Below are 23970 nucleotides of genomic sequence, written 5' to 3'. Positions count from 1 at the left end.
CGCGGCGGCTAATATGCCTCATCGGCCCACAGAACGCGGACGGCAGTCGTCGCAGCCGCCGTACGGTTTTCCACGCCGAGTTTGGCGAAGATCTGTTCCAGATGCTTGTTCACCGTCCGGTGGCTCATCTCCAGAATATCGCCGATCTCCTTGTTCGATTTTCCGTGAGCGATCCAGAGCAAGACCTGCGCTTCGCGGACGGTCAGATCGAATGTCTGCCCCAGGCGTTCTTCGTCAGTCCCTCTGCTTCGATCCAGAAGCCTAATGAGAAACTGATCGGAGCCTGCTTCGACCACCCGCATTTCCAGCGCAATGCCGCTCTGCTTGAGACTGAGGGGCTTGTCGTTTTCCTCGGCCAGCCATTCGACGACGGCTACAGGCAATCGCTGGTTTTCGCCATTCGGCAAGCCGGCACGCTCGAGCAATTCAGCGGCTTGGCGCGTCGTCCAGTGAATCGCGCCATGGGGCGATACAGAAAGGATATGCCTTCCGGTCGCATCCAGCGCCTTCTGCGCGGATCGCTGGCGGTGAAACTGCCCGAGGTGGACATTCATGCGTGCGAACAGTTCATCCAGGTTGATGGGCTTTGCAATAAAATCGACCGCACCGGATGCGAACGCATGGACGACATGCTCCGATTCGTTGGCCCCAGTCATGATCATGACCGGAACGTGCTGCAGCCGTGGATCGGCGCGGACCATCTCGGTCGTTTCGAAACCGTTGATGCCAGGCATTCGCGCGTCCATGAGGACCATGTCGGGCAGGGCGCGTCCAATTGCCTTTAGAGCCTCAAGACCAGAATGGGCCGCTTCGGCCGCGAAGCCATGAAAGCTGACGGCGTCCTTCAGCATCGCAGCGGTTTCTGGTGAATCGTCGACAATGAGGATGGCGGGTTTTGGGGTCATGGTCATTGCACCAGATCGGCTGGCGCTCGCGCCAGAATCGTCAGAATGGTATCGGCACGACCGCGCTCGGCCAGATCGCGGATCGTATCGCAGAAGGCTTTGAGATCAGGATCGCGCTGCTCGATTTCACGCAATACTGCGACGAGCGAACGCAGAAAGCCGGTGCGAGCCAGTTTCTCCAGTTCACGAATGCGCTCGTCCGATGGCCACGTCCAGCTTTCCGATGCTGCCAGCCACCGCGCTTCCTCGCTCTCATTGGTCCATTGGAGTGATAGAAGCGTACCGAGCGCTTCGATCAGATCGGCGAAGGAAAATGGCTTTGTCAGATAGCTATTGTAGAGCGCCTGATATTCGGGCCGGTTTCTTTCCGGTCCCGCTTCAGCTGATATCATGACGATTGGCAGATCGGGATCCGACGCCCGCAATCGTCTGGCGACCTGCCAGCCATCCATATGCGGCATGGCGACGTCCAGCAACGCAAGATCGACCGGTGATATGGCCGCCGCCGACATCGCGGATCGTCCATCGACCGCTTCAATTACTTCGAAGCCGATCGGTTCCAGAAATTCGCGCGTAACCGCTCGGTGATTGGAATTGTCGTCGGCAACCAGAATACGCCGACGACACCCGACATAACCCTTCGGAAGCGGCTGCTGAACCTGGATTTCCTCTCCCTTGTGGGCTGAGCCGAGCATTATTCGCAGTGTAAATGTCGTACCGACGTCCAGTTCGCTTTGAACGGAGAGGTCGGCACCCATTATGTCGACGAGAAGTCTTGTTATGGCCAATCCGAGGCCAGTGCCGGGGGCGGCGTATTGGTCAACACCTTCCGCGGCTCGTTCGAAGGGAAGAAAGACCCTCTCCAAATCTTCCGGCGCGATGCCGATGCCGGTGTCCGCGATTGTGAACACGGCGATCTGGTTACGGTACGCAACGCTGAACCGGACGTCTCCTTCACGTGTGAATTTGACGGCATTGGAGAGAAGATTGATGAGAATTTGGCGCAACCGCTTGCCGTCCGTCCAGACATAGTCGGGAAGCGTCGCCGGTGGTTCGAATATGAAAGCGACATTCTTGTTCGCGGCCTGCAAACTGAACATGTCGATCAATTGGTCGAGGAGCGGTTTAAGCGCGACCTTATGCCGGAAGATTTCCAGCTTGCCCGCTTCGATCCGCGAAATGTCGAGCAGGCCGTCGATCATTAGCGTCAGGTGATCGCCGCTTTTCTTGATCGTGCGGGCCGCATTGCCTACCGGCGTTTCAGGCTGGGCCTGCCGTTCAAGAAGCTGGGCATATCCGAGTATCGCATTAAGGGGCGTACGCAGTTCGTGACTCAATCCGACAACATAACGGCTCTTGGCGAGATTGGCCTTCTCCGCGACTTCCTTGGCCTGTTGCAGTTGACGATCCGTTTCCCGGTGAGCGGCGATTTCGTCGATCAGAAGTCCGGTATGCCGACGCACTTCTTCCTCTGCTCGCGAATGGCTGTCCTGGGCAAGAACGACCAGCCAGACAATGACGCCAGCGGCGATCATCATGATTGCGTAGAGTTTCAGAAGCAGCGTATCTGTCGCGGCGTTGCCAAGACTGCCATTTAACTGACCGTCGAACGAAGCGAACACGAAAACGATCGCCATGACGATGGCCGTACAGGCCATGATGCCCAGATAGCGCGCAAGGGTCGAACCCAGCCAGCGCTCGACATTTTCGTGGTGAAAGGCAAGCTTACTGACGGCGCCGTGCATCTGCGCGCCGAGCCTGCCCTGCGGCTTGCAGCCATCGCCGCAGCGGGCGTCCAGAGAACAGCATAATGAACAGATCGGCCCGGAATAGACGGGGCAATGCGCCATGTCCTCGCCATCGTATGAATATTCGCAAATGCAGCAGGTCTTCAGACCCGGCGCAGAAACGGTCGGGTCTGGCTGACGGGCGAGGTAATATCGTCCCTCCGTCAGGAACGCCAAGAGTGGCGCCACCAAAAAGGTGACTGCGATGGCGACGTAGGAGTAAAGCGCCTCGGCGCTGGAGCCGAGGAGACCGAAATAGGACGCGATCGAAACGCCGATGCCGATCATCATCGCTCCGAACCCAACCGGATTGATATCGTAAAGGTGGGCGCGGCGAAACTCGATCTCTTTCGGTGAGAGACCGAGCGGCTTGTTGATGACGAGGTCCGCAACGAGAGCGGAAACCCAGGCGACGGCAAGGATGGAATACAGGCCGAGAATATGTTCGAACGCCCGATACATGCCGAATTCCATCAGCAGAAGACTGATGAGCACATTGAAGACAAGCCAGACCACCCGTCCGGGGTGATTGTGCGTCAGCCGGCTGAAGAAATTCGACCATGCGATGGAGCCCGCATAGGCATTGGTGACGTTGATTTTAGCCTGACAGATAACGATGAAAATTCCGGTCAGGCCGAGCGCCAGTTCGGGCGTGGACACCATCTGGGAGAAGACAGTGTGGTACATGTAAACGGGGTCCGATGCCTCGCCAAATCCTGTTCCATTGGCGAAGGCGTAGTAGGCGAGAAAAGAACCGGCGAGGATCTTCAGCGCTCCGATCACGATCCATCCCGGCCCCGCGCTGACCATTGCCACCCACCAGTTCAGATGACCGATTTTCGAGCGTTTCGGCAGAAAGCGCAGATAGTCGACCTGCTCGCCGATCTGCGCGATCAGCGAAAAGAGAACCGCCGATGCCGCTCCGAAGGCAGCTATCCCCACCCCGCCGTCCAGCGCGCCATATAGCCCGGTATAGCCGGTCCAGTTGCTTACCGGTTGAAAGCCGTTTGCCGCGATGAACACGAACGGCGCCAGCTGGAGCACGATCCATATAGGCTGGGTCCACGCCTGAAAGCGGCTGATGAAAGTAATGCCGTATAGAACAAGCGGGATTACGCCTAGCGATGAGACGATGTAGCCGAGCCATAGCGGCATACCGAGCGTGAGTTTCAGCGCCGTGGCGACAATGGCCGCCTCGATGGCAAAGAAGATGAAAGTGAAACTGGCGTAGATCAACGAAGTCAGCGTCGATCCGAGATAGCCGAAACCCGCTCCGCGCGTCAGAAGGTCGACGTCGACCCCGGCGCGGGCCGCGTGCCATGAGATGGGCAGGGCAGCCAGGAAGATCAGGCAGGATGTGACAAGGATAGCGGCGAGCGCATTCGAGAAGCCGAAGGAAAGGGTGATTGCTCCACCGATCGCCTCAAGCGCCAGAAAGGAAACCGCTCCGATAGCTGTATTGGCGATCCGTCCGGGTGAAAACCGCCTGACGCGATACGCCGTAAAGCGCAACGCACAGTCTTCCATTGTTTCGTCGGCCACCCAGCGGGAATAGGTGCGCTTCAGGCGGGCGATGCGGAACGTCTGCGACATATAGCCTCTCGCCGCGAAATTGGCCTGCCGCCGATTTCGCCTGATCTATCAGAAAATAGCTTCTTTGCTGCAGGCGCGAAGGTCAAGAAGCCGGCCAATTTTTCAACGACGGCAGTTAAGTTGAACGGTCCAAAAGCCATAGTTTCCTAGGAAAATCCTCCGATTGACCAACCGCCAACACGTGAAATCAGGCTATGGGGCATTTAACGCACCTTCCATACGTTAAATGGCCCATTGTTGCGTTGCAAAAAGCGTGGCCGGATACCCCTCGACCGGCGAGGTTCGTCGGATCTGAACCCTACAAGACCTTCAGAAACCGAGGGGTTTCCCATGACGCATTCGCGCTCTCGTGGTGCAGGCTTTCGCATGAGCCGCCGCCAGCTTATGGCGGGCATCGCTTCCATCTCCATCCTGGCATCGGCCGGTATTCCCGCCCTTGCTCAAGACAAGCCGCCGACATCCGAAATAAACACGACCGGCCTGGCGGTAACCGACGATACCGTAACGGTCGGCATCCTGCATTCGATCACCGGCACCATGGCGATTTCCGAGACCGGTTCGGTGCAGGCCGAAAAACTGGCTATCGAACAGATCAATGCGATGGGCGGCGTGCTCGGACGCAAGATCGAGTATATTCAGGAAGACGGCGCGTCCGACTGGCCGACCTTTGCCGAAAAGGCCAAGAAGCTGCTTGTTCAGGACAAAGTGGCTTCCGTTTTCGGATGCTGGACCTCGGCATCACGCAAGGCCGTTCTACCCGTTTTCGAGCAATATAACGGCATGCTCTATTACCCGACCTTCTATGAGGGCCTGGAAGAGAGCCCGAACGTTATCTACACGGGTCAGGAAGCGACCCAACAGATCATCGCCGGCATCGACTGGGTCGCCAAGGAAAAGGGGGCAAAGACGTTCTACCTCCTTGGTTCCGACTACATCTGGCCGCGCACCTCCAACAAGATTGCGCGCAAGCACATCGAAAAGCTCGGCCTCGAAGTGGTGGGCGAGGAGTACTACCCGCTCGGCCATACGCAGTTCAATTCGGTCATCAACAAAATCCGCCTGAAGAAGCCGGACGTCATCTATGCGATCGTCGTCGGCGGCTCCAACGTTGCTTTTTACAAGCAGCTCAAGGCGGCTGGCATCGATATGACGAAGGAAAAGCCGCTTCTGCTGACCATTTCGGTGACCGAGGACGAGATCCGCGGCATCGGCGGTGAGAACATCGAAGGCGCTTACGCCGCGATGAAATATTTCCAGAGCCTCGATAACGAGAACAACAAGGAATTCGTCTCCGAGTTCAAAAAGATGTGGGGAGACGACATGGTGATCGGCGACGTGACCCAGGCCGCCTATCTCGGTCCATGGCTCTGGAAGGCGGCGGTCGAAAAAGCCGGCAGCTTCGACATCGACAAGGTGCGTGAGGCATCGCCGGATATTGAACTCGACACCGCCCCAGAGGGCTACGTGAAGATCCACCCGAACCATCATCTCTGGTCCAAGACCCGTATCGGCCACGCCATGCCGGACGGTCAGTACGAGGTCGTCTACGAGACCGAAGAACTGATGGAGCCGGATCCTTTCCCGGAAGGCTATCAATAAGCCAGCCGGGTTGCACACTCCTCCACGCTTCGGCGTGGGGGAGCCTCCCCTCCTTTTCCTATCCAACAGGAAGGCCGGCATACGGCCGGAGCGACGGCGATGATTGGTGATTACACATACAGCGAATTCTTCTCCATCCTGGCAATGCAAGGCTTCGCCGGGCTGATCCTCTTCTCCGTGTTTGTTCTGATGGCTCTCGGGCTGGCTATTATTTTCGGCCAGATGGGCGTCATCAACATGGCGCACGGGGAGTTCATGATTCTCGGAGCTTATGTCACCTATCTTTGTTCGAACTTCGTGTCGAACTACGCGCCGGCTCTTTTCCCGATCTACTTTTTCGTCGCCATGGCGTTGGCGTTCCTGGCCTCATTCGCGCTCGGCGTCCTGGTCGAATGGGCGATGATCCGCCATCTCTACAAGCGACCGCTCGACACGCTACTGGCGACCTGGGGGCTGTCACTTGTCCTGCAGCAACTCTACCGCTCCGTTTTCGGCGCACGTGAGGTCGGCGTTACGCTGCCCGACTGGCTGATGGGTTCGGTCGCCCTGACCGACATTGTCGAAGTGCCGATCAACGGGCTGTTCGTGATGGGACTGACACTCGCCATCACCGTCGCGGTCTATTTCATCATGTTCCGCTCCGGATGGGGCAAGCGCGTCCGCGCCGTCATGCAGAACCGCATCATGGCCGGTGCTGTCGGTATCGATACACGACGCGTCGACCGTATGACGTTCGGCCTTGGCTGCGGCATTGCCGGGATCGCGGGTGCGGCCTTCACCATGATCGGTTCGACAGGACCGACGGCAGGCCAGCTTTATATCGTCGATACCTTCCTCGTCGTGGTCTTTGGCGGCGCGGCCAGCCTTCTAGGCACCATCGCATCGGCCTTCACCATCTCCCAGGCCCAGTCGACCATGGAGTTCTTCATGAGCGGGTCCATGGCGAAGGTCCTCACCCTGCTCACCGTCGTCATCATTCTGATGCTCCGGCCACAGGGTCTCTTCACCCTCAAAATCCGTCAGTGAGGCAATGGTCATGAACGCGATGTCCAACCCCTTCTTCACCCGGTCCGGCTGGCTCTATCTCGCTATTCTCGCGGCCATACTGCTCGTCGTCTTTCCGCTGGCGCTCGATCCATTCCGTCTCAATCTGGTCGGCAAATATCTGACATATGCGTTTGTCGCGCTCGGACTGGTTCTGTGCTGGGGCCATGGCGGCATCCTCAGCCTGGGGCAGGGGGTCTTCTTCGGCCTCGGCGGCTATTGCATGGCCATGTTCCTCAAGCTCGAGGCCTCGTCTCCCGAGAATACGGCCATTCAGTCGACGCCCGGCATCCCGGACTTCATGGACTGGAACCAGGTGACTGCCCTGCCGTGGTGGTGGGAACCCTTCCGCTCGCTGCCCTTCGCGCTGTTCGCCGTGATCGCAGTACCCGTCATCTTCGCCTTCATCATCGGCTTTGCGATGTTCACCCGGCGGGTCGGCGGCGTCTATTTCGCGATCATCACACAGGCCGTCGCCGCGATCCTGACGATCCTGATCATCGGCCAGCAAGGCTATACCGGCGGCGTCAACGGCATCACCGATCTGCGGACCTTGCTCGGTTGGGATATCCGCACCAACGACGCCAAAACGATCCTTTATTTCGTCTGCGCCGGGTTGCTGATCGCTTCGCTTCTATTGTCGCAGGCCGTGCATGTCTCCAAGTTCGGCCGGCTTCTGATCGCTATCCGCGACAAGGAGGATCGCGTCCGTTTCTCCGGCTACAATGTGGCGGCGTTCAAGATTTTCGTCTTCTGCTTTGCGGCGGCCCTGGCGGCGATCGGCGGCGCGATGTTCACGCTGCAGGTCGGCTTCATGAGCCCCTCCTTCGTCGGCATCGTGCCGTCGATCGAGATGGTGATATTCGCTGCGGTCGGCGGACGCCTTTCCCTGTTCGGCGCAATTTACGGTACGCTGCTCGTCAACTACGCCAAGACGTCCTTTTCGGAGAGTTTTCCCGAACTGTGGCTCTTTGCCATGGGCGGCCTGTTCATCGCGGTGGTGATGGCGTTCCCAGACGGTATCGCCGGTCTCTACAACCGCTATCTCGCTCCACATATCGCCCGGCTTCTCGGCACCATGCGCAAGCGTGACGCCGAAGGTCATTCCCTCGCCAACCCTGCGGAATGACAGGAGGAAAGAATGAACGCCGTATCTCCTCAAAAGGACTTCCTTCTTTCGGTCGAAGGGCTCACCGTTTCCTTCGATGGCTTCAAGGCGGTCAACGATCTGTCCTTCTATATCGATGAGAACGAGATCCGCGTCATCATCGGCCCCAACGGCGCCGGAAAGACAACGGTCCTGGATCTGATTTGCGGACGCACCAAAGCGACCTCCGGGTCGATCAGGTTTCGCGATACTGAACTGACCAGCCTGAAAGAGCACCAGATCGTCCATCAGGGCGTCGGGCGGAAATTCCAGAACCCCTCGATTTACGAAGAACTGACCGTTTTTGAAAATCTGGAGCTGTCGTTTCCGCGGGGCCGCAATGTATTCGGCGCTCTCGCCTTTCGTCGCGACGCGGAAGTGCGGGACCGGGTGGAAGAAATCGCAGGGATGGTTTTCCTGCACAATCAGCTTCACACGCCGGCTGCCATTCTGAGCCATGGCCAGAAGCAATGGCTGGAGATCGGCATGCTGCTGATCCAGGACCCGACACTTCTCATGCTGGACGAGCCGGTGGCGGGAATGAGCGTGGGCGAACGGCTGAAAACCGCCGAACTGCTGCACACCATCATCAAGGACCGCTCGGTCATCGTCATCGAACACGACATGAAGTTTGTCGAGGACATCGCTCACCGGGTCACGGTGATGCATCAGGGCAAGGTACTGTCCGACGGCAGCATGACGCATGTGCAGAACGATCCCAAAGTCGTTGAAGTATATCTCGGGCACTGAGGAGAACGATCATGCTCGCAGTCGAAAACCTGCATGTCGCCTACGGCGAAAGCGAAGTGATCCACGGTATGAATTTCGACGTCGCGCCTGGCGAGATCGTCGCAATCATGGGCCGTAACGGCATGGGCAAGACGACGCTGATGAAGTCCCTGATGGGCGTCGTGCCCTCATCGAAAGGCGAGATCGTCGTCGATGGGGCTCATGTCGAGAGCGAGGAGAGCTTCAGGAGGGTCGCAAACGGTCTCGCATACGTGCCGCAAGGCCGCATGATCTTTTCGACCATGACGGTCCGGGAGAACATTGAAACGGGCCTGACCGTCACCGGCGAACGCAAAGTGCCGGGCGACATATACGAACTCTTTCCCGTTTTGCTCGAGATGAAGGATCGACGGGGCGGTAACCTGTCCGGCGGTCAACAGCAGCAACTCGCCATTGCCCGCGCGCTCGCCAGCAAGCCGAAGGTCTTGCTGCTCGATGAGCCGACAGAAGGCATCCAGCCCTCCATCATCAAGGATATGGCCAAGACGCTCCGCCAGATTCGGGATGAGCGGGGCTTGTCCATTGTCGTCTCCGAACAGGTGCTGAGCTTCGCGCTCGATATCGCCGACCGCGTGCTGGTGCTGGAGAAGGGCGACATCGTTCACGAGAGCCCACGAGACGGGATCGATGAGAAGAAGGTGGCCGGCTTCCTGTCGGTCTGACTGCCCCAATCACCCGTATTTTTTGGAAATTTGAAGCCTGCGAAAGGAAAACGACATGGCCGACACGCTCATTTCCGTCGATCTCAGCGAGAGCCCGCACACCAATGAGAATATTCATAACCGCTGGCATCCGGATATCCCGATTACCGTGTGGGTCGATCCGGGCGATGAATTCAAGATCGAAACCTATGACTGGACCGGCGGGCAGATCAAAAATGATGACGACGCTGCTGACGTGCGCGATGTCGAACTTGAACAGGTCCACTATCTCTCCGGCCCGATCGGCGTAAAAGGCGCCGAACCGGGAGACCTTCTGGTTGTCGATATTCTCGATATCGGCGCGAAAGAAGAAAGCCTCTGGGGCTTCAACGGCTTCTTCTCCAAGCAGAATGGCGGCGGCTTTCTGACCGACCATTTTCCGGAAGCACAGAAATCCATCTGGGACATCAAGGGCATGTTCACCGAATCCCGCCATGTTCCTGGCGTGAAATATGCCGGTCTCATCCATCCCGGTCTGATTGGGTGCCTGCCTGATCGGGCCATGCTCGATATGTGGAACGAGCGTGAGGCCGCACTGGTCGCGACCGATCCGGAGAGGGTGCCGGAACTGGCCGCCCTGCCAAATACCCAGTCGGCGCATATGGGTAAGATGACCGGCGAAGCCCGTGACACGGCTGCTGCCGAGGGCGCACGGACAGTGCCGCCGCGCGAACATGGCGGCAATTGCGATATCAAGGATCTGTCGCGCGGTTCGAAAATCTACTTCCCGGTCTATGTGGAGGGCGCTGGCCTCTCCATGGGCGATCTGCACTTCAGCCAGGGTGACGGCGAGATCACCTTCTGCGGTGCCATCGAGATGGCCGGCTGGCTGCATCTTCGCGTCAATCTCATCAAGGGCGGCGTCGCAAAGTACGGGATCAAGAACCCGATCTTCAAGCCATCGCCGATCACGCCAAAATATGACGACTACCTGATCTTCGAGGGTATCTCTGTCGATGAGGGCGGCAAACAGCATTATCTCGACGTGCATATCGCCTACCGGCAGGCCTGCCTCAACGCCATCGAGTATCTGAAGAAGTTTGGCTATTCCGGCGCGCAAGCCTATGCGATCCTTGGTACTGCCCCGTGTCAGGGCCACATTTCCGGCGTCGTCGACATTCCGAATGCCTGTGCGACGCTATGGCTGCCGACGGATGTCTTCGAATTCGACCTGATGCCTGGCGTGGACGGACCGACGAAATATCTCGACGGCTCCATCGACGTGCCGCTGGCCCCCGATCTCTGAGGCAATTCCAATGCCTTTCTATGACTACAATTGCAGCGAGTGCGGGCCGTTCACTTCGGTCCGCACCATGGAAAAATCCGCCGAACCTTGCACCTGCCCCGATTGCGGGCAGGATGCGCCACGCGCGTTTCTCACAATGCCCTTCGTGGCAGGAATGGATGCAGCACGCCGCAACGCCTTCGCCACAAACGAGCGTTCGGCTCATGATCCCAAGCGCAGCAGCCAGACGGGACATGGACCGGGCTGTTCGTGTTGCTCGTCGGGAAAAAAGAACCGCAAAACGCTGACGAGGCCGGACGGCTCGAAAAGCTTTCCGACCGCAAGGCCGTGGCAGATCAGCCACTGACCGGGATCGTACAGTGCATGTCGCGCCGGGATGTTCGCGTCGCGGCATGTTCTAAAGTACAAGGATTATCGATGTGGGATTGCGTTGCAAAGCGTTGAACCCGGTGTGATCCTTCCGGAATGGCGAGGAGATTTGGCTGGTCGCTTTTGCGGTCGGCTTTACCAATACTGATAGGGCTTGCGGCGATCTGTTCGGGCGTCCGAGCGAACGGACTGACCGCTCAGGAGGCGAGGGGGTTTGTCGAGCCGCCCTACAGCCTGGGGGAAGAGTTTGCCGAGGACAGTTGGCAGCTGGTCAACCTCGACGGGCGCGTAGCGGGCTACGGTTTTGCTTCGGAACCTCGGTCGCCTTTGCCCGGCTTTTCCGGCGCGCCGATCAATCTCTTCGTACAGGTCACGACCGAAGGCCGTTTCATCGATGTCGACCTGATCGAACACAATGAGCCGATCTTCGTCTCCGGCCTCGGCGAGGCGCCATTTCGCGAGTTTGTGAGCCAGTACAAGGGCCATTCGATCACGGACACACTTGTCGTGGGCGTGCCCTACGGTTCGTCGAGTGAGGGCTCTTCGCTGGTTTATCTAGATGGCGTTACCAAAGCCACGGCGAGCGTCAGGATTGCTCATGAATCGATCTTGGCGGCTTCCTTTTCCGTAGCGCGCGAAAAGATGCAGGGGGTCGGCGCATCCTCTACTGCAAGGCCCGATCTGACCCATGACGAGAATCTCAGTTGGAGCGATCTGGTCGAACAGGGAATCGCTAGCCGCCTTGTCGTGACGAACGCCGAACTGCAGGAAGCCTTTGCGGGCTCGATCTGGGCGAATGACGATTCTTTAGCGCTGGACAATCCCGATGGCATTTATCTCGATCTTTGGGTCGTCGATATCGGCCCACCGGCCGTCGCAAGAGCTGCTCTCGCGCCGGGCACATTGCGTGAACTGCAGAATTTCCGCGAAGTCTCGGAACATGACGAGCCGATCCTTCTGATAGAGGCCGGACGCCACGGCCTCGTCGGCGAAGAATTCGTCCGCAACACCAGTCCTGACCTCATCTTCGCCGAACAGGGCGGCCTGCCGGTCGCGCTGCGCGATGCGGACTTTCTGATCGACCTCAAACCGGATGCGCCAGAGGGAAGGGCGCTTGTTTTGCGTACCGACCGCAGGCTGGGTTTCAATCCCATCGAAAAGTGGACCCTTTCGATCCGCGCCATCCGCGAACATGGCTCCTTTCAGCCCGAAATTGGCAAGGCGGACTTTTCCCTGAGCCACAAGACGGATGAACGCTTCTTTACCGTCAACCGTCCCCCCGATCCGCCGCCGGTCTGGCTGCAGGCGGTGCAGAACAGAAGCGCGGATCTGGCCGTTCTCGGAGCCGGGCTGGCGGGTCTCTTTATCCTTCTTGGCATGAAGATGAATGCTTTTGCAGGCCATCGCCATTTCACCGCGTTTCGTCTGGTCATCCTCGCTGCGGTCACGTGTTTCGTGGGCTGGTGGGGACAGGGCCAGCTATCCGTCGCCACGCCGCTGGGCGTGACCCGCTCTCTTGTCGAGCAGAAATCACTGGCGTTTCTTCTGTACGATCCGTTCTCGCTTGTGCTCTGGCTGGCGACGATCCTGGCGTTTTTCTTTTGGGGGCGGGCGCTCTTCTGCGGCTGGCTTTGCCCGTTCGGCGCGATGCAGGAGTTTACCGCAAAGCTTGCGCGTCTGCTTCGCTTGCCGGAGATCGAGGTGCCAGATCATCTCGACAGGATCTTGTCGAAGCTCAAATATGTCGTGCTGGCGCTTATGGTCGGCGCCGCACTGTTCGCTCCCGGTTTGAACGACAGGCTGATCGAGATTGAACCGTTCAAGACAGCCGTAACGACCTACTTCGTCCGCGAATGGTACTATGTCGCTTACGCGGCCGGGTTACTCGTGCTTTCCATGTTTCTGTTCAAGGGGTTCTGCCGCTATCTGTGCCCGCTCGGCGCGGTCATGGCCATTGGTGGAATGCTGCGGATGCGCAAATGGATCGATCGGCGCGTTGAATGCGGTACACCCTGTCAGCTTTGCAAGGTAAAATGCAGCTATGGCGCCATCGGGAAGAGCGGCGCTATCAAGTATGATGAATGCTTTGGCTGCCTCGATTGCGTGGCGATTCATGACGATCCGGAACGCTGCGTGCCACTTGTGTTGGCGGCGAAGGGCAAGAAGCGTGGGCTCAAGCTGTCTCCTTCTGGTCAACCAGCCACCGCTTCATAGACGTTCGGTTTACTCTCACGCTCTTCGCATAGAGCCTCGTCCATCCGCCATAGAGTTTTGAGCGCGATGAGCGTGGAGGGTGAGAACAGATGGTGCGCCGAGTGTCTCACGCTTTGAAATAGCAAGGAAAGCGATCAGCCGTGCGAACGCAAAAAAGAAAGCGCCCCGGAGGGCGCCTTCAGTCGCTTGGGAGCAACAAGCTTTGTTTTATTGAGCGGCCAGTTGCTTTGGCAGCTTGAAGGTCCAGATCATACCGCCCTGATTGAGGTAATTGACCTTCTTGGCGACTTCACCGCCCCATAGCGGCACCGCGCCACCCCAGCCGGAAGCGACTGCGACATATTGCTCGCCGTCCATCTCCCAGGTGACAGGCTGACCGACAATCCCGGAGCCAGTCTGGAAGCTCCAGAGTTCGTCACCCGATTCCGCATCGAACGCTTTGAACTCACCCTCCGGGGTTCCGGTGAAGACCAGGCCGCCAGCGGTCGTCATCACGCCGCCCCATAGCGGAGCATCGTTCTTATATTCCCACTTGATGTCGCCCGTGGCAGGATCGATCGCTTTCAACGATCCGATATGGTCTTCGAAAATGGGCTTGATCGTGAAGCCGGAGCCGAGATACGCAGCGCCCTTCTTGTAGGAGACAGGTTCGTTCCAGATATCCATGCCCCATTCGTTTGAAGGCACGTAGAAATAGCCCGTGTCCTGGCTGTAAGCCATTGGCATCCAGTTCTTGCCACCCAGGAAGGACGGTACGGCGAAAACGACCTCGCCCTTGCCGCCATCGGCTGCTTTAGACGGGTTACCGGGACGATTGGCTTCGTTAAAGATCGGTCGCCCGTTTTCGTCTATGCCTTCGGCCCAACTGATGTTTTTCACGAAAGGTGTCGCGTTGACGAAGGCGCCGTCTTCACGGTTCAGCACGTAGAAGAAGCCGTTTCGATCTGCTGTTGCCCAGCGCTTATTGCCCTCGGAGTCGGTGAACGGCACCATCTCGTTCACACCGTCGAAGTCCCAGCCTTCGCGCGGCGTCGTCTGAAAGTGCCATTTGATCTCGCCGGTGGCCGGATCCATGCCGATCCGAGAGGCGGCGTAAAGATTGTCGCCTTCATTGCCTTCCGGATTGCCTGCGCCGCGCAGCCAAGAGTTCCATGGGGCGGGGTTGCCCGCACCGAATACAATCGTATCGGTTTCGGCGTCGTAGCTGCCACCGAGCCAGGTCGCGCCGCCGCCCGTCTTCCACATATCGCCCGGCCAAGTCGCGTTCAGTTCGCCGGTCATGGTGCTTTCTTCGCCCTTGAAGGTTCCCATGTGCCCCTCGATCACCGGGCGGGTCCAGACCAGATCGCCCGTTTCAGCATCGCGGGCCTGCACTTCGCCGACAATGCCGAACTCGCCACCGGAATTGCCGGTTATGACAAGGCCGTTCACGATCAGCGGAGCCGATGTGTAGGAATAACCGGCGCGGTAGTCGGCGATGCGATCGCGCCAGACGACGTCACCGGTCTTAAGGTTCAGCGCGACAAGCGTCGCGTCGAGTGTGCCGAAGTAAATCTTGTCGCCGAAGATCGCTGCGCCACGATTGATGACGTCGCAACAGGGCAGGATGCCTTCTGGAAGGCGGGCGTCGTATTGCCAAAGTTCTTTACCAGTCTCGATATCGATGGCGTAGAGACGGGAATAGGAGCCCGTCACATACATTACGCCATCATAGACCAGCGGCTGGGTCTCCTGACCTCGCTGTTTCTCGCCGCCTAGCGAAAAAGCCCAGGCGGGAACGAGGTTCTCTACATTGTCTTTGTTGAGGGTCGTCAGCGGCGAATAACGCTGGAGATGCCGGCCCATGCCGTTCGTCAGGATGTCGCCGGTCGTCTGCGTATCGTTGGCAAGATCCTCTTCCGTCACCCCTTTGGCATCGGCCGCCATCGTCTCGCTTGTATCGGCGACTTTAGCGGGCTCCGTCGAATCTTGTGCATAGGCCGCGCTGCTAGCCAATATAGCGGCAAACGCCAGAATGAAGCTCTTCTTCATCAGGTTCCTCCCAGTTGAGTTGTGCGTATCGACGGGTGCACGGTCCTCCCCGGAGACACCCTCGGAAAACGGCCGGTCCCGTGTTCCCTTCAAACGCTAAGTGGAAACGCAGCCACCCGCTATTGTACCAAGGTGCAGACCTTGCGTTCTAATTCAAAATTATAATATAAATCAGTATCTTATTTAAAATTTTTGATGTGGTATGGTCGAAGGACCAGCTCGCTCTTGCGCTAGGAGAGCGTAAAGATCACTCGCATTAGACGCTGCCGGACAACAGGACTGAACGGGGGATGCTTCGTTGATTAGTGGAGTGCAAAAAAAACTCCGCCTAGAAAAGGTTCTTGTCGTAACGCCCTTCATCGGCATCGGGCGTGACAGCCCGATAATCGTAATCCGATTTCTGCAGTTCAATCGCTGCCGGTTCGCCAGCGGCTGCCGCACGATCAACCCATCGCTGCCCAGCCTCGGGGTCGGGAGCAACGCCACGGCCGCGGAGGAGGTCCAGACCGTAATTCAGCTGCGCGATGGGATCACCAATATCGGCGGCCTGCCGATCCCATTTCGCAGCCGATTCCGGATCGATATCGGAACGGCCAAAGCCATTCTCTTCCATGTACGACATCCAGGTCATCGTGCCGGTGTAGCCGGCTTCGGCGCACTTGCGAAAAATGGTGCGCGCGTCGACATGGTTGCCCATCTTGGTCATGATGTAACCTTGGGCGCAGGTCATCATGTCGACTTCGCCGCGCGTTGCATTTTCGATGGCTCGATTGAGCGTCATTTCATCGGGATTAAGCGTGCCGAACTCGTTCTGCTGCTGACTACCGGCATCGAGTTGCCAGGGGTCTTGCTGGGGCTGTTCGTTTGCAGCAGCCGGTTGGGCGACAAAGATGAAGGCGCCAAAGACCGCATGGGCCAGTAAGAACTTTTTCATGGCCGATTCCTCCAGATCGGGAGCGTATCTCGAAGACAGACGGCCTTCTATATGGCCTTTCGTACAGTCTCATTGGCGGTTGCCGGGTGGAATGGTCGAATCTCAAGGTGACGGACGATAGGCCACGCCCCACGGGAAACGGCCGACCTTAATGGTCTTAATCGGCTCGAGTTTCTCGACATCGATTACCGTGACATCGCCCGACACGCCGTTGGTCGTGAAGAGTAGGCTCTCGTCGCCGTTAAACGCCATGTGCCAGACCCGACGCCCGACCAGCAGATAATCGATGACCTCATAGGTTTTCTGGTCGACGACGGCGACGTGGTTGGACGGGCCGAGTGCAACAAAGACGTAGCGCCCGTCTTTCGTCATCTCGAACCCGACCGGTTGTACGCGGTCCTGATGAACGCCCTGAATCTTAAAATTGATCTTGGCTTTCTCGGTCTGGCTAGCGACGTCGAATACCGTAACGGTTCCGCCAATTTCCGCAGAGATCCACAATTCGCTGCCATCATGCGTGAACTCGGCGTGGCGCGGCCTCTGATCGACAAGCGTGTTGGCAAACAGCTTATCGGTTTCGGTATCGATCCAATGCGCCATATTCGTCGTTTCCGACGTTGTAATGGCGATCTTGCCATCGGGGGAAACGGCCATGCCTTCCGGCTCTATTCCAACATTGATCTGCTCGATCACTCGGCGCGTTTCGGTATCGACAACGGTGGTGATCGCATCGTCTTCATTGGCGATATAAAGTCGCCGATTGTCCGGATGGAGCACAAATTGCTCGGGGTCCTCGCCCGATGGCAGATCGTGCAATATCTCGCCAGTCGCCGGGTCGATGACCTGCACGGCATCGCTATCGGATGCGCAGACGTAAAGCACATCATGGTCTCTGGAGAATGTGATACCACGTGGGCGTTCTCCAACCTCGATCGTCCGCACCACTTCCATTGTTTCGATATCGATGACCGAGAGTGTGTCATCCTTCTCGTTCGAGACCCACATTTCATCCGCCGCTGCGGAAGTCGTAATCGCTATCGACATAAAGACCGCAGTGGTTTTCATTGATTTTATAAGCATTTCATTGTCCCGTGACGAAAGCCCGGCAGCCGGACTCGGGCTGATCCAAACCAAGCGTATCGAGTTCATTGCGCTGATGAAGAAATCCCTCTAGCGGGGCCATAGCGACGAGAGCGCGCGGATGGGTGAGGGGGATCGGCTGGCGCAATTGGCCGTTCCATGTGCGATAGGTGAGGGGGCGACCTTTGAAACCGGCCAGTTCGAAGCGATCTGATAGTATGTAATCCCTAACGGTCACAGCCTCGGCAGACTGAGAGCGCGTGACGGCTTCGCCGATGGTTCGCACAGCGGCCCATGCGGCGTAATCGACGGCAAACATCTCGCGGTTTGCCAGATATGAAAACCGCCTCTGCAACTGTGCCGCACCGTGCTGTTCGACGGCAGCGCTCCAGCCCGATGGTACAATACCCTCCGACCCGCCCACCGGTCGCGGCAGCCATGTGTTGTAGAGAACGTAGCGACCATAATCGTGTTTTTCATCTGCGATCACCAGCATGTCGTGGTCCGGCGCAGCTTGCAGGAAAAGGGGCACTTCGGCGGCGGCGTTGCGTCGCATGTCGGCCTCGAATGTCCAGACCATGTGTTCACGAAGTGACAGGCGAAATTTTGTGGCCGAATGCGTAAAACTATCGGCAAGCGCGATGTCGGCTTTGCTTTTCGACCCGATCAAAACCCAATTCGTCCAGCGTTTGCTGGCCGCGAATTGAGCCAATGCATCGGTCAGCATGGCTCGGGATGGATGGGTGTGGAGCAGATTGCTGCGGCACGCGCTGTCTCGAAGATCGTTATCCGCCAGATTGGTATTGATAACGATAGCCGTCTGCGCTTCCGGTATATCGGCCAGCGCAAGCATATCGTCACGCGGGGCTTTGACGACAATAAAGGGCGTTTGCGAGAGAAGTTTTCGGGCGGCCTGCAGGAAATTGCCATCCGGCTCGACGATTGAAGAATTCAAGGTCCATGATTGGTTGAGGAAGCTTCCTGTGGTCGCATTGTCCTTTAGGGCTAGCTGTGCACCGGCAATGCCGAGATCGTCAGGCGTCTTCTCTAGATTCGACAGAACAGGCGGTGGCGGAACGCGACGTTCTATATAGCCGACGACGACATCGGTCTGATCTTGAGCGGTGGCTGGCATTGAGCCGCATATTGTCAAGATAAGCGCGATTGTCGCGCCCATTATCAATGGCGCCAATGTCATAATTGGCATTCTGCCAGTCCTCCCAGAAACGCAGTCGACAGGAACTTGACACCGCCATCGGATTTCGTCGCTTGTGCTTAAGTACCAATGCGCCACACAAGCACAGCGGGTATATCGGCAGCATCTACACGGGAGGATGCTAGATGCGAAGCTGGGCTCTGTTGAGCGCCGCCATTCTAGGCGCGTCGACTATAACGATAATATTCGATGACGCCGTTCTGGCGCATGGCGACGTCGCCCCGCAGGCGGTCGACACGTCTTCACTACCCACACTTGACGGTGAGTGGCTTCTGGAAAATCCCTGGCGTGATCCTGAAAGCGAAAACTGGGCGACTGCGGTTCGTGTCGGCGCATCGGGCTACAACCAAAACTGTGCGCGTTGCCATGGGCTTGAGGTAATTTCCGGCGGGCTGGCGCCCGATCTTCGCTATCTGGAAGCCGACGAATTCGGTGACGAATGGTTTTTGGAACGTTTCCGGCACGGTTATAGGCAGAACGGCATCACCAAGATGCCGGCATTCGGCGACCTGCTCGGACAGGAAGCGGCGTGGGCCATTCGAACCTACATAGAAACCCGTCCGGATGACGGCGCTCTCGACGACCACGACGATCGGCTTCACGACATTCTCGGCGAACTCAAAGCCTTGGCGCAAAATGCGGATGCAGCCTCCGATGATCAGATCGAGGCATATAAGATCGAATTGAGTGGCATTGCGGAGGAGATCAAGACAGCCTCCGGCGCGCCGAAGGCCGACTCTGTGGCCTCCCGCGCTGCAGCAGCACTCAACGGGTCCGATAACAGTCTTGATGAGACGGTGGAAATCATGACCATCGGTCTATCCGCAGCAGAATGATGCGCTGGCTGTTGCTGGCATTGCTGATGGTCTGGGCGCAGTTTGCCAGCGCCCAGAATTGCCGCGACATGCAATTTGGCGATCAGGCCCCTCGGCCGCCGCAAAATGCTTCTCGAGACATTATCGGCCAAAGTCTCGACCAGATCGTCGAGCGCGGCTGGATACTTTTCGCTGTCTACGAGGATTTTCCGCCCTTTGTCTTCACGAAGGATGGCAAACGGACCGGTATCGATATCGAGCTGGGCGAGTTGATCGCCGATGCTCTGGGCGTTGAGGCTCGTTTCAACGTCGTGCAGGCTGACGAGAATGTCGATGCCGACCTCCGCAACCATGTCTGGAGAGGCACCATTGTAAGTGGGCGCATCTCCAACGTGATGCTGCATATACCTTACGATAGAGAACTACAGTGCCGTAACGAACTCGTGGTTCTGACTGGCCACTACTTCAATGAAGAGATCGCTATCGCCTATCGGAAGGATGATTATCCGGATGGTGGGCCGACGCCACCCTATTTCCGGTATGACACGGTGGGTGTCGAAAACGACTCGCTATCCGATTTCTATCTGAGCGGCATGGCCAATGGGCAGATCGTGCCGAACATGACACGCTATACGTCCACCGAAGCTGCGATGGCAGGCCTGAAAAACGCCGAGGTGAAGGCTGTGATGGGCCCACTCACCCAACTCCAGTTCGGAAAAGACGAGACGATAGCGGTGCACCAGCCGCCACTGGTCGGTCTGGCAAGAGGAAACTGGACGCTGGGCGTTGCCGTCCGCCACAATTGGCGTCCGCTGAGTTATGCGGTGGATGACGCCATTCGGGCGGCGGTGGAGGACGGACGCATGGCCAGGATTTTCAATCGATACGGTGTAGATTACAACAAACCGGAGTGGTGAGAGGAGCGGGCGAAACCGTGGGAGCGCATCACAGGGCAATGGGAGGAGGGCCGCATGATACTATCCGTAGCAGAAGCTTCGCGTCGTTGCCCGCGGCGGTTATGAGCGAGGCGGTCAATTTCCGGTTCCTGGTGATCGACGATCACCCGATGTTTCGCGAAGCGCTTCAGTCCGCCATTCGGGCCGCCTATCCAAAATCCGAGATCGTGGATGCCGCGTCGCTGGCCGAGGCGAACAAGGCGCTGGCGGAAAACGCCAATTTCGATCTCGCACTGCTCGATCTCGCTATCCCCGATACGGAAGGCTATTTCGGCCTGCTTGAGCTACGCAATCAGCATCCGCGAATGCCTATTGTCGTCGTTTCCGGCCATGAGGAAGCACATATTATTCGGGACGTTATGGCGCAGGGCGCGTCTGGCTTCGTTCCGAAATCGACCCCCCGCGGCACTTTGGCCGACGCAATCGCCAGGGTCATTCAAGGCGATATCTATCTGCCGGAGGATTACTCACCGCCGGTGGATGTCGAACAGCCCGAACAGGACCGCCTCGCGATACTCGGCAAACTGGCATCGTTGACGCCGCAGCAATTGAGGGTCACCCGCATGGTGCAGAGTGGGCTTCTCAATAAGCAGATCGCCTATGAGCTTGGTGTCGGCGAAACGACGGTCAAGGCACACGTCTCTGAAGTTCTGCGGAAGCTGAATGTTCACAGTCGCACACAGGTGGTGATCGAGCTCAGCAAGCTTGACGACAAAGATCTCAACCGTTTTCAAACCGAGGAATGATCCATCGGCCATCGGCGGTTGAAGGGTTCGACTTCTTCAGACGCTCTAAGCCGTTGGACCTTCTTCCTGATGCGCGAGCATGTGACTCATCAACGCTCTTAGTTGGGCTGGTTTGACCGGCTTTTGCATCATTTCCATTTTCATCTGATCGGCCAGATATTCCAGCTCGCGGCTCGCATTTGCCGAAACGATCAGGGCCGGGATGCGCCTTTTGGTGAGGGCGCGAATGGCGGCAACCGCCGATGTGCCAAGGTCGCCGTCATCCAGGTTCTGGTCAGCGATGATCAGATCCGGCACGGTTTTGCGGTCCAGAACGAGCCGCATCGTTTCGTCAAGAGACGACACTGCGATCACATCGAGTTGCCAGGAACGCAGCAGTGAGGCCATCGCCTTGGATACGGCGGGATCGTTTTCTATGAGCAGGATCGTCCGCCCCTCGATACTCGTGCTTTCGATTTGGCGTGTTGAGGGCGTCGATGGCAGGCTTCCGATAGCTCCCATTGCAGTAAGTGGCAGAGTCAATCGAAAGCGCGTTCCCTTACCTGGTTTCGACGACACAGCGAGCCGGTATCCGAGTGCGTCGACCATTCGCCTGACGATCGACAGTCCCAGACCCAGGCCTTGTTCAGCATAGGTCAGCCGTCTTCCGCGCTGAAATTCCTCGAATATCCTGTCGATATCGCTGGGATCGATGCCACACCCGGTATCGTAGATATCGATCACAATACCGTCGCTTCGATCTCGTACGCCGACAAGAACTCCTCCATGAGTGGTATAACGCAGCGCGTTCGATATAAGATTCTGTAGAATTCGCCTGATCATGGTCTTGTCGGAGCGGATATTCAGCGGCTGGCACCGCACCGTCAATTTCAATTTCTTCAGCTCGGCGAACGGCTGAAATGTTTCCTCCAATGACCTTAGAAGCTGATCGAGAGACAGGTCGGACAGGCTGGGTTTCACGGCGCCGGCATCGAACTTGGAGATTTCCAGCAGGGTGCGCAGCAGTTCCTCGATGGAGGTCATGGATCGATGCATCTGTTCGACCAAACGCCGACCTTCTTCCGTTGTCTGCTCATCCTCCAGCAGTGAGAGCGACAGAAGCGACGCGTTCAACGGCTGCATCAGGTCGTGGCTGGCTGCAGCGAGAAAGCGTGTCTTCGACCGGTTCGCTTCTTCGGCTGCTTCTTTTGCCGAGGCAAGTTCATGGTTGCTCTTTTCGAGGCGTCCGAGAGTAGTGGAGAGTTCGTCTGTTCTCCGCCGAACCTGCGCCTCGAGATTAAGCGCCGTCTGGAAGAGCGAAAACGAGTTGCCGTGATGGTTGGTGTCGCTTTCCACACGGTTCATCAACACGCGGTTGATACGCCGGAGTTGTTCGACGTCCTCGATCTCTTCGATTCTCATTGGGTAGCCTGATCTTTCTCAGTCGGCAGGCCGAATGCGACGCCAGTCAACGTCTGATTGAGATGCATGGACCGGTATTGTTCGCCGTAGGTGTTGAAGCCTATCACGTGGTTTTCCGCGTAAAGATGTGAAATCTTCTGAGTGATCTGACGATTGCGCGCGTCGATCCGACGCAGCACACAGTCGAATCCAAGAACGAAGTCGATGGTCCCGAGAGAAGAGCGAATTGAATCCAGTGTGGTTTCGGTGGAGCGCGCCATACCAGTCGGTTCGGCAACGGTCAGCACGATGCCGTCGTCTATGGCGCAGAAGAACGAGAGCGATCCATCGTCGTTTACCTTCTGGATCGACCGACAATAGAGCTCATTGCCGATCCGAACGACCAGCGGATGGGAAGCAAAGGTCATGGGTGAAAGCGACTGCGGATCGACGCCGATAATCTCCGCATAAACTTCCGCAGCGTTTTCAGCGTTCAATTCGTAGACGATACGGCGGGCAGGGTCTGACCGGGTGACGACAAGCCTTTCTTTGGTCGGGACAAAATTTTCTGTCTTGAAGACCTGATGCGGCAGGTCGGATGCAATGAGCAGCAATATGGTACCGCCGCGTAGAATTTCTCCATTCAGGATCAAACATGTTTTGCTGAAGTCGAGGCCGTCGCCCGCCGATCCGCCGAGCAGCGGCATATCTTCCAGGCCCCAGTGCAGCGTGGCTGCTACTGTTTCCTCATCGAACGACATGCCGTCTGTAATGCAGAGAGCAAAGCTTTGTCCTTTATCCGACATTTCCTGTCCGGCCAGGAATTGGCGGCGGAATGCGGCAACGTCTTCGGCGGATTCGCTAAGGGACTTCGTCTGATCGAAAGTCATTGGCGCCGCTTCAACATGAAAATGGCGCTTGGGCAGAAGGATAACGATCAGTTGCCCCTCGGTTACGCCCAGCGGGGTAAGCTCGCCTGCCGTCGAACACGCTGCATAAGACAGGTTCGGCGCGGCCTCGGCCATAAGGCCTACGATCTCTTCCGGCTCGATCATCGATTTGGAAAAATGGATCAGCGCAAAGGCGGCTTCTGCAGCGGCATCGGAGAGCGCGCTGGCCATGTCTTCACCCTTCTCAACTGCTTCATCCGCCGTGTAGAGGCAGACCGCGCCGCATTCATAATGAACACGATGACATCTCATTCCTATCCTCCCAAGGGATGGTGCAAGCACGCCGATCCCTTTGCCTAATACCCTAGGCGCGGGTCTTCAGCCAATCGAGTGTGCTAAAGTACAGTATGCTGGCCGGCGCTCGCGAAAGTTCGACCGGCATCATCGTATTTGAGACCGCTCGGCCCTGTCATCTTCGACGCTGTACACGTTTCCGGACCGTGAGCGCATGTTTCGGCATCTGACAAT

Annotated in this window: 19 protein-coding genes; 11 read left to right on the top strand and 8 right to left on the bottom strand. The window is 57.6% G+C overall.

Features of this window, described 5'->3' with window-relative positions:
- Positions 1–8: 8 nt before the first annotated feature.
- Positions 9–911, bottom strand: coding sequence for a DNA-binding response regulator (locus tag NIM86_RS15590; protein ID WP_253383464.1), 903 nt, complete (start codon positions 909–911; stop codon positions 9–11).
- Positions 908–4285 carry an ATP-binding protein gene (locus NIM86_RS15585; RefSeq protein ID WP_253383463.1) on the bottom strand — a complete coding sequence of 1126 codons (3378 nt, stop codon included), beginning with the start codon at positions 4283–4285 and terminating at the stop codon, positions 908–910. The genes NIM86_RS15590 and NIM86_RS15585 overlap by 4 nt, the downstream gene beginning before the upstream one ends.
- Before the next feature lie 330 nt (positions 4286–4615).
- On the opposite strand from NIM86_RS15585, the gene urtA reads away from it, so the two are divergent.
- The 8 genes from urtA (at position 4616) to NIM86_RS15545 (ending at position 13394) form a co-directional block, all read left to right on the top strand.
- Positions 4616–5884, top strand: a complete 1269-nt coding sequence (urtA, locus tag NIM86_RS15580; RefSeq protein WP_253383462.1) for an urea ABC transporter substrate-binding protein — start codon at positions 4616–4618, stop codon at positions 5882–5884.
- Between the two features lie 99 nt (positions 5885–5983).
- Positions 5984–6910: an urea ABC transporter permease subunit UrtB gene (urtB, locus tag NIM86_RS15575; RefSeq protein WP_253383461.1), complete on the top strand. Its 927-nt coding sequence runs from the start codon at positions 5984–5986 to the stop codon at positions 6908–6910.
- 10 nt (positions 6911–6920) lie between these two features.
- On the top strand, positions 6921–8057 hold the full coding sequence (gene urtC, locus NIM86_RS15570; RefSeq protein WP_371872921.1) for an urea ABC transporter permease subunit UrtC: 1137 nt from the start codon (positions 6921–6923) through the stop codon (positions 8055–8057).
- Between the two features lie 12 nt (positions 8058–8069).
- Complete coding sequence (gene urtD, locus NIM86_RS15565) at positions 8070–8825, top strand: urea ABC transporter ATP-binding protein UrtD (protein ID WP_253383459.1); 756 nt, start codon at positions 8070–8072, stop codon at positions 8823–8825.
- An 11-nt stretch (positions 8826–8836) separates the two neighbouring features.
- The gene (gene urtE / locus NIM86_RS15560) at positions 8837–9526 is read left to right on the top strand and encodes an urea ABC transporter ATP-binding subunit UrtE (protein WP_253383457.1); all 690 of its coding nucleotides are present in this window, start codon (positions 8837–8839) and stop codon (positions 9524–9526) included.
- A gap of 55 nt (positions 9527–9581) precedes the next feature.
- Complete coding sequence (gene fmdA, locus NIM86_RS15555; RefSeq protein ID WP_253383455.1) at positions 9582–10811, top strand: formamidase; 1230 nt, start codon at positions 9582–9584, stop codon at positions 10809–10811.
- A gap of 10 nt (positions 10812–10821) precedes the next feature.
- Positions 10822–11157 (top strand): zinc ribbon domain-containing protein, encoded by a 336-nt coding sequence (locus NIM86_RS15550; protein WP_253383453.1) that lies wholly within the window; start codon positions 10822–10824, stop codon positions 11155–11157.
- Between the two features lie 119 nt (positions 11158–11276).
- Complete coding sequence (locus tag NIM86_RS15545) at positions 11277–13394, top strand: 4Fe-4S binding protein (RefSeq protein WP_253383451.1); 2118 nt, start codon at positions 11277–11279, stop codon at positions 13392–13394.
- A gap of 207 nt (positions 13395–13601) precedes the next feature.
- Here NIM86_RS15545 and NIM86_RS15540 read toward each other — a convergent pair whose 3' ends face one another.
- The 4 genes from NIM86_RS15540 to NIM86_RS15525 form a co-directional block, all read right to left on the bottom strand.
- The gene (locus NIM86_RS15540; RefSeq protein ID WP_253383500.1) at positions 13602–15320 is read right to left on the bottom strand and encodes a PQQ-dependent methanol/ethanol family dehydrogenase; all 1719 of its coding nucleotides are present in this window, start codon (positions 15318–15320) and stop codon (positions 13602–13604) included.
- A 433-nt stretch (positions 15321–15753) separates the two neighbouring features.
- On the bottom strand, positions 15754–16359 hold the full coding sequence (locus NIM86_RS15535; protein WP_253383449.1) for a tetratricopeptide repeat protein: 606 nt from the start codon (positions 16357–16359) through the stop codon (positions 15754–15756).
- 102 nt (positions 16360–16461) lie between these two features.
- Complete coding sequence (locus tag NIM86_RS15530; protein WP_253383448.1) at positions 16462–17439, bottom strand: YVTN family beta-propeller repeat protein; 978 nt, start codon at positions 17437–17439, stop codon at positions 16462–16464.
- A gap of 1 nt (position 17440) precedes the next feature.
- Positions 17441–18646, bottom strand: a complete 1206-nt coding sequence (locus NIM86_RS15525) for an ABC transporter substrate-binding protein (protein ID WP_253383447.1) — start codon at positions 18644–18646, stop codon at positions 17441–17443.
- Positions 18647–18780: 134 nt separating this feature from the next.
- Here NIM86_RS15525 and pedF point away from each other — a divergent pair, with 134 nt between their 5' ends.
- The 3 genes from pedF to NIM86_RS15510 all read left to right on the top strand — a co-directional run bounded on the left by pedF (position 18781) and on the right by NIM86_RS15510 (position 21172).
- The gene (gene pedF / locus NIM86_RS15520) at positions 18781–19491 is read left to right on the top strand and encodes a cytochrome c-550 PedF (RefSeq protein ID WP_253383446.1); all 711 of its coding nucleotides are present in this window, start codon (positions 18781–18783) and stop codon (positions 19489–19491) included.
- A complete protein-coding gene (locus tag NIM86_RS15515; protein WP_253383445.1) occupies positions 19488–20387 on the top strand; it encodes an ABC transporter substrate-binding protein in 900 nt (299 codons plus the stop codon). The genes pedF and NIM86_RS15515 overlap by 4 nt, the downstream gene beginning before the upstream one ends.
- Before the next feature lie 101 nt (positions 20388–20488).
- A complete protein-coding gene (locus NIM86_RS15510; protein WP_253383444.1) occupies positions 20489–21172 on the top strand; it encodes a response regulator transcription factor in 684 nt (227 codons plus the stop codon).
- A gap of 45 nt (positions 21173–21217) precedes the next feature.
- Here the strand turns inward: NIM86_RS15510 and NIM86_RS15505 are convergent, their stop codons facing one another.
- Both NIM86_RS15505 and NIM86_RS15500 read right to left on the bottom strand, forming a co-directional pair.
- Complete coding sequence (locus NIM86_RS15505; RefSeq protein ID WP_253383443.1) at positions 21218–22573, bottom strand: ATP-binding protein; 1356 nt, start codon at positions 22571–22573, stop codon at positions 21218–21220.
- The gene (locus NIM86_RS15500) at positions 22570–23754 is read right to left on the bottom strand and encodes an FIST N-terminal domain-containing protein (protein ID WP_253383442.1); all 1185 of its coding nucleotides are present in this window, start codon (positions 23752–23754) and stop codon (positions 22570–22572) included. Before NIM86_RS15500 ends, NIM86_RS15505 begins: the two co-directional genes overlap by 4 nt.
- Between the last annotated feature and the right edge of the window lie 216 nt (positions 23755–23970).

This window comes from Notoacmeibacter sp. MSK16QG-6, from assembly GCF_024158145.1.
GTDB lineage: Bacteria > Pseudomonadota > Alphaproteobacteria > Rhizobiales > Rhizobiaceae > Notoacmeibacter.
This window is presented reverse-complemented; position numbering and strand designations above follow the sequence as displayed.

Bases quoted from the DNA above. Each gene is read 5' to 3' on its own strand.
- NIM86_RS15590 (WP_253383464.1), bottom strand. From the start codon at position 911: ATGACCATGACCCCAAAACCCGCCATCCTCATTGTCGACGATTCACCA.
- NIM86_RS15585 (WP_253383463.1), bottom strand. From the start codon at position 4,285: ATGTCGCAGACGTTCCGCATCGCCCGCCTGAAGCGCACCTATTCCCGC.
- urtA (WP_253383462.1), top strand. From the start codon at position 4,616: ATGACGCATTCGCGCTCTCGTGGTGCAGGCTTTCGCATGAGCCGCCGC.
- urtB (WP_253383461.1), top strand. From the start codon at position 5,984: ATGATTGGTGATTACACATACAGCGAATTCTTCTCCATCCTGGCAATG.
- urtC (WP_371872921.1), top strand. From the start codon at position 6,921: ATGAACGCGATGTCCAACCCCTTCTTCACCCGGTCCGGCTGGCTCTAT.
- urtD (WP_253383459.1), top strand. From the start codon at position 8,070: ATGAACGCCGTATCTCCTCAAAAGGACTTCCTTCTTTCGGTCGAAGGG.
- urtE (WP_253383457.1), top strand. From the start codon at position 8,837: ATGCTCGCAGTCGAAAACCTGCATGTCGCCTACGGCGAAAGCGAAGTG.
- fmdA (WP_253383455.1), top strand. From the start codon at position 9,582: ATGGCCGACACGCTCATTTCCGTCGATCTCAGCGAGAGCCCGCACACC.
- NIM86_RS15550 (WP_253383453.1), top strand. From the start codon at position 10,822: ATGCCTTTCTATGACTACAATTGCAGCGAGTGCGGGCCGTTCACTTCG.
- NIM86_RS15545 (WP_253383451.1), top strand. From the start codon at position 11,277: ATGGCGAGGAGATTTGGCTGGTCGCTTTTGCGGTCGGCTTTACCAATA.
- NIM86_RS15540 (WP_253383500.1), bottom strand. From the start codon at position 15,320: ATGGCGGCCGATGCCAAAGGGGTGACGGAAGAGGATCTTGCCAACGAT.
- NIM86_RS15535 (WP_253383449.1), bottom strand. From the start codon at position 16,359: ATGAAAAAGTTCTTACTGGCCCATGCGGTCTTTGGCGCCTTCATCTTT.
- NIM86_RS15530 (WP_253383448.1), bottom strand. From the start codon at position 17,439: ATGCTTATAAAATCAATGAAAACCACTGCGGTCTTTATGTCGATAGCG.
- NIM86_RS15525 (WP_253383447.1), bottom strand. From the start codon at position 18,646: ATGCCAATTATGACATTGGCGCCATTGATAATGGGCGCGACAATCGCG.
- pedF (WP_253383446.1), top strand. From the start codon at position 18,781: ATGCGAAGCTGGGCTCTGTTGAGCGCCGCCATTCTAGGCGCGTCGACT.
- NIM86_RS15515 (WP_253383445.1), top strand. From the start codon at position 19,488: ATGATGCGCTGGCTGTTGCTGGCATTGCTGATGGTCTGGGCGCAGTTT.
- NIM86_RS15510 (WP_253383444.1), top strand. From the start codon at position 20,489: ATGAGCGAGGCGGTCAATTTCCGGTTCCTGGTGATCGACGATCACCCG.
- NIM86_RS15505 (WP_253383443.1), bottom strand. From the start codon at position 22,573: ATGAGAATCGAAGAGATCGAGGACGTCGAACAACTCCGGCGTATCAAC.
- NIM86_RS15500 (WP_253383442.1), bottom strand. From the start codon at position 23,754: ATGAGATGTCATCGTGTTCATTATGAATGCGGCGCGGTCTGCCTCTAC.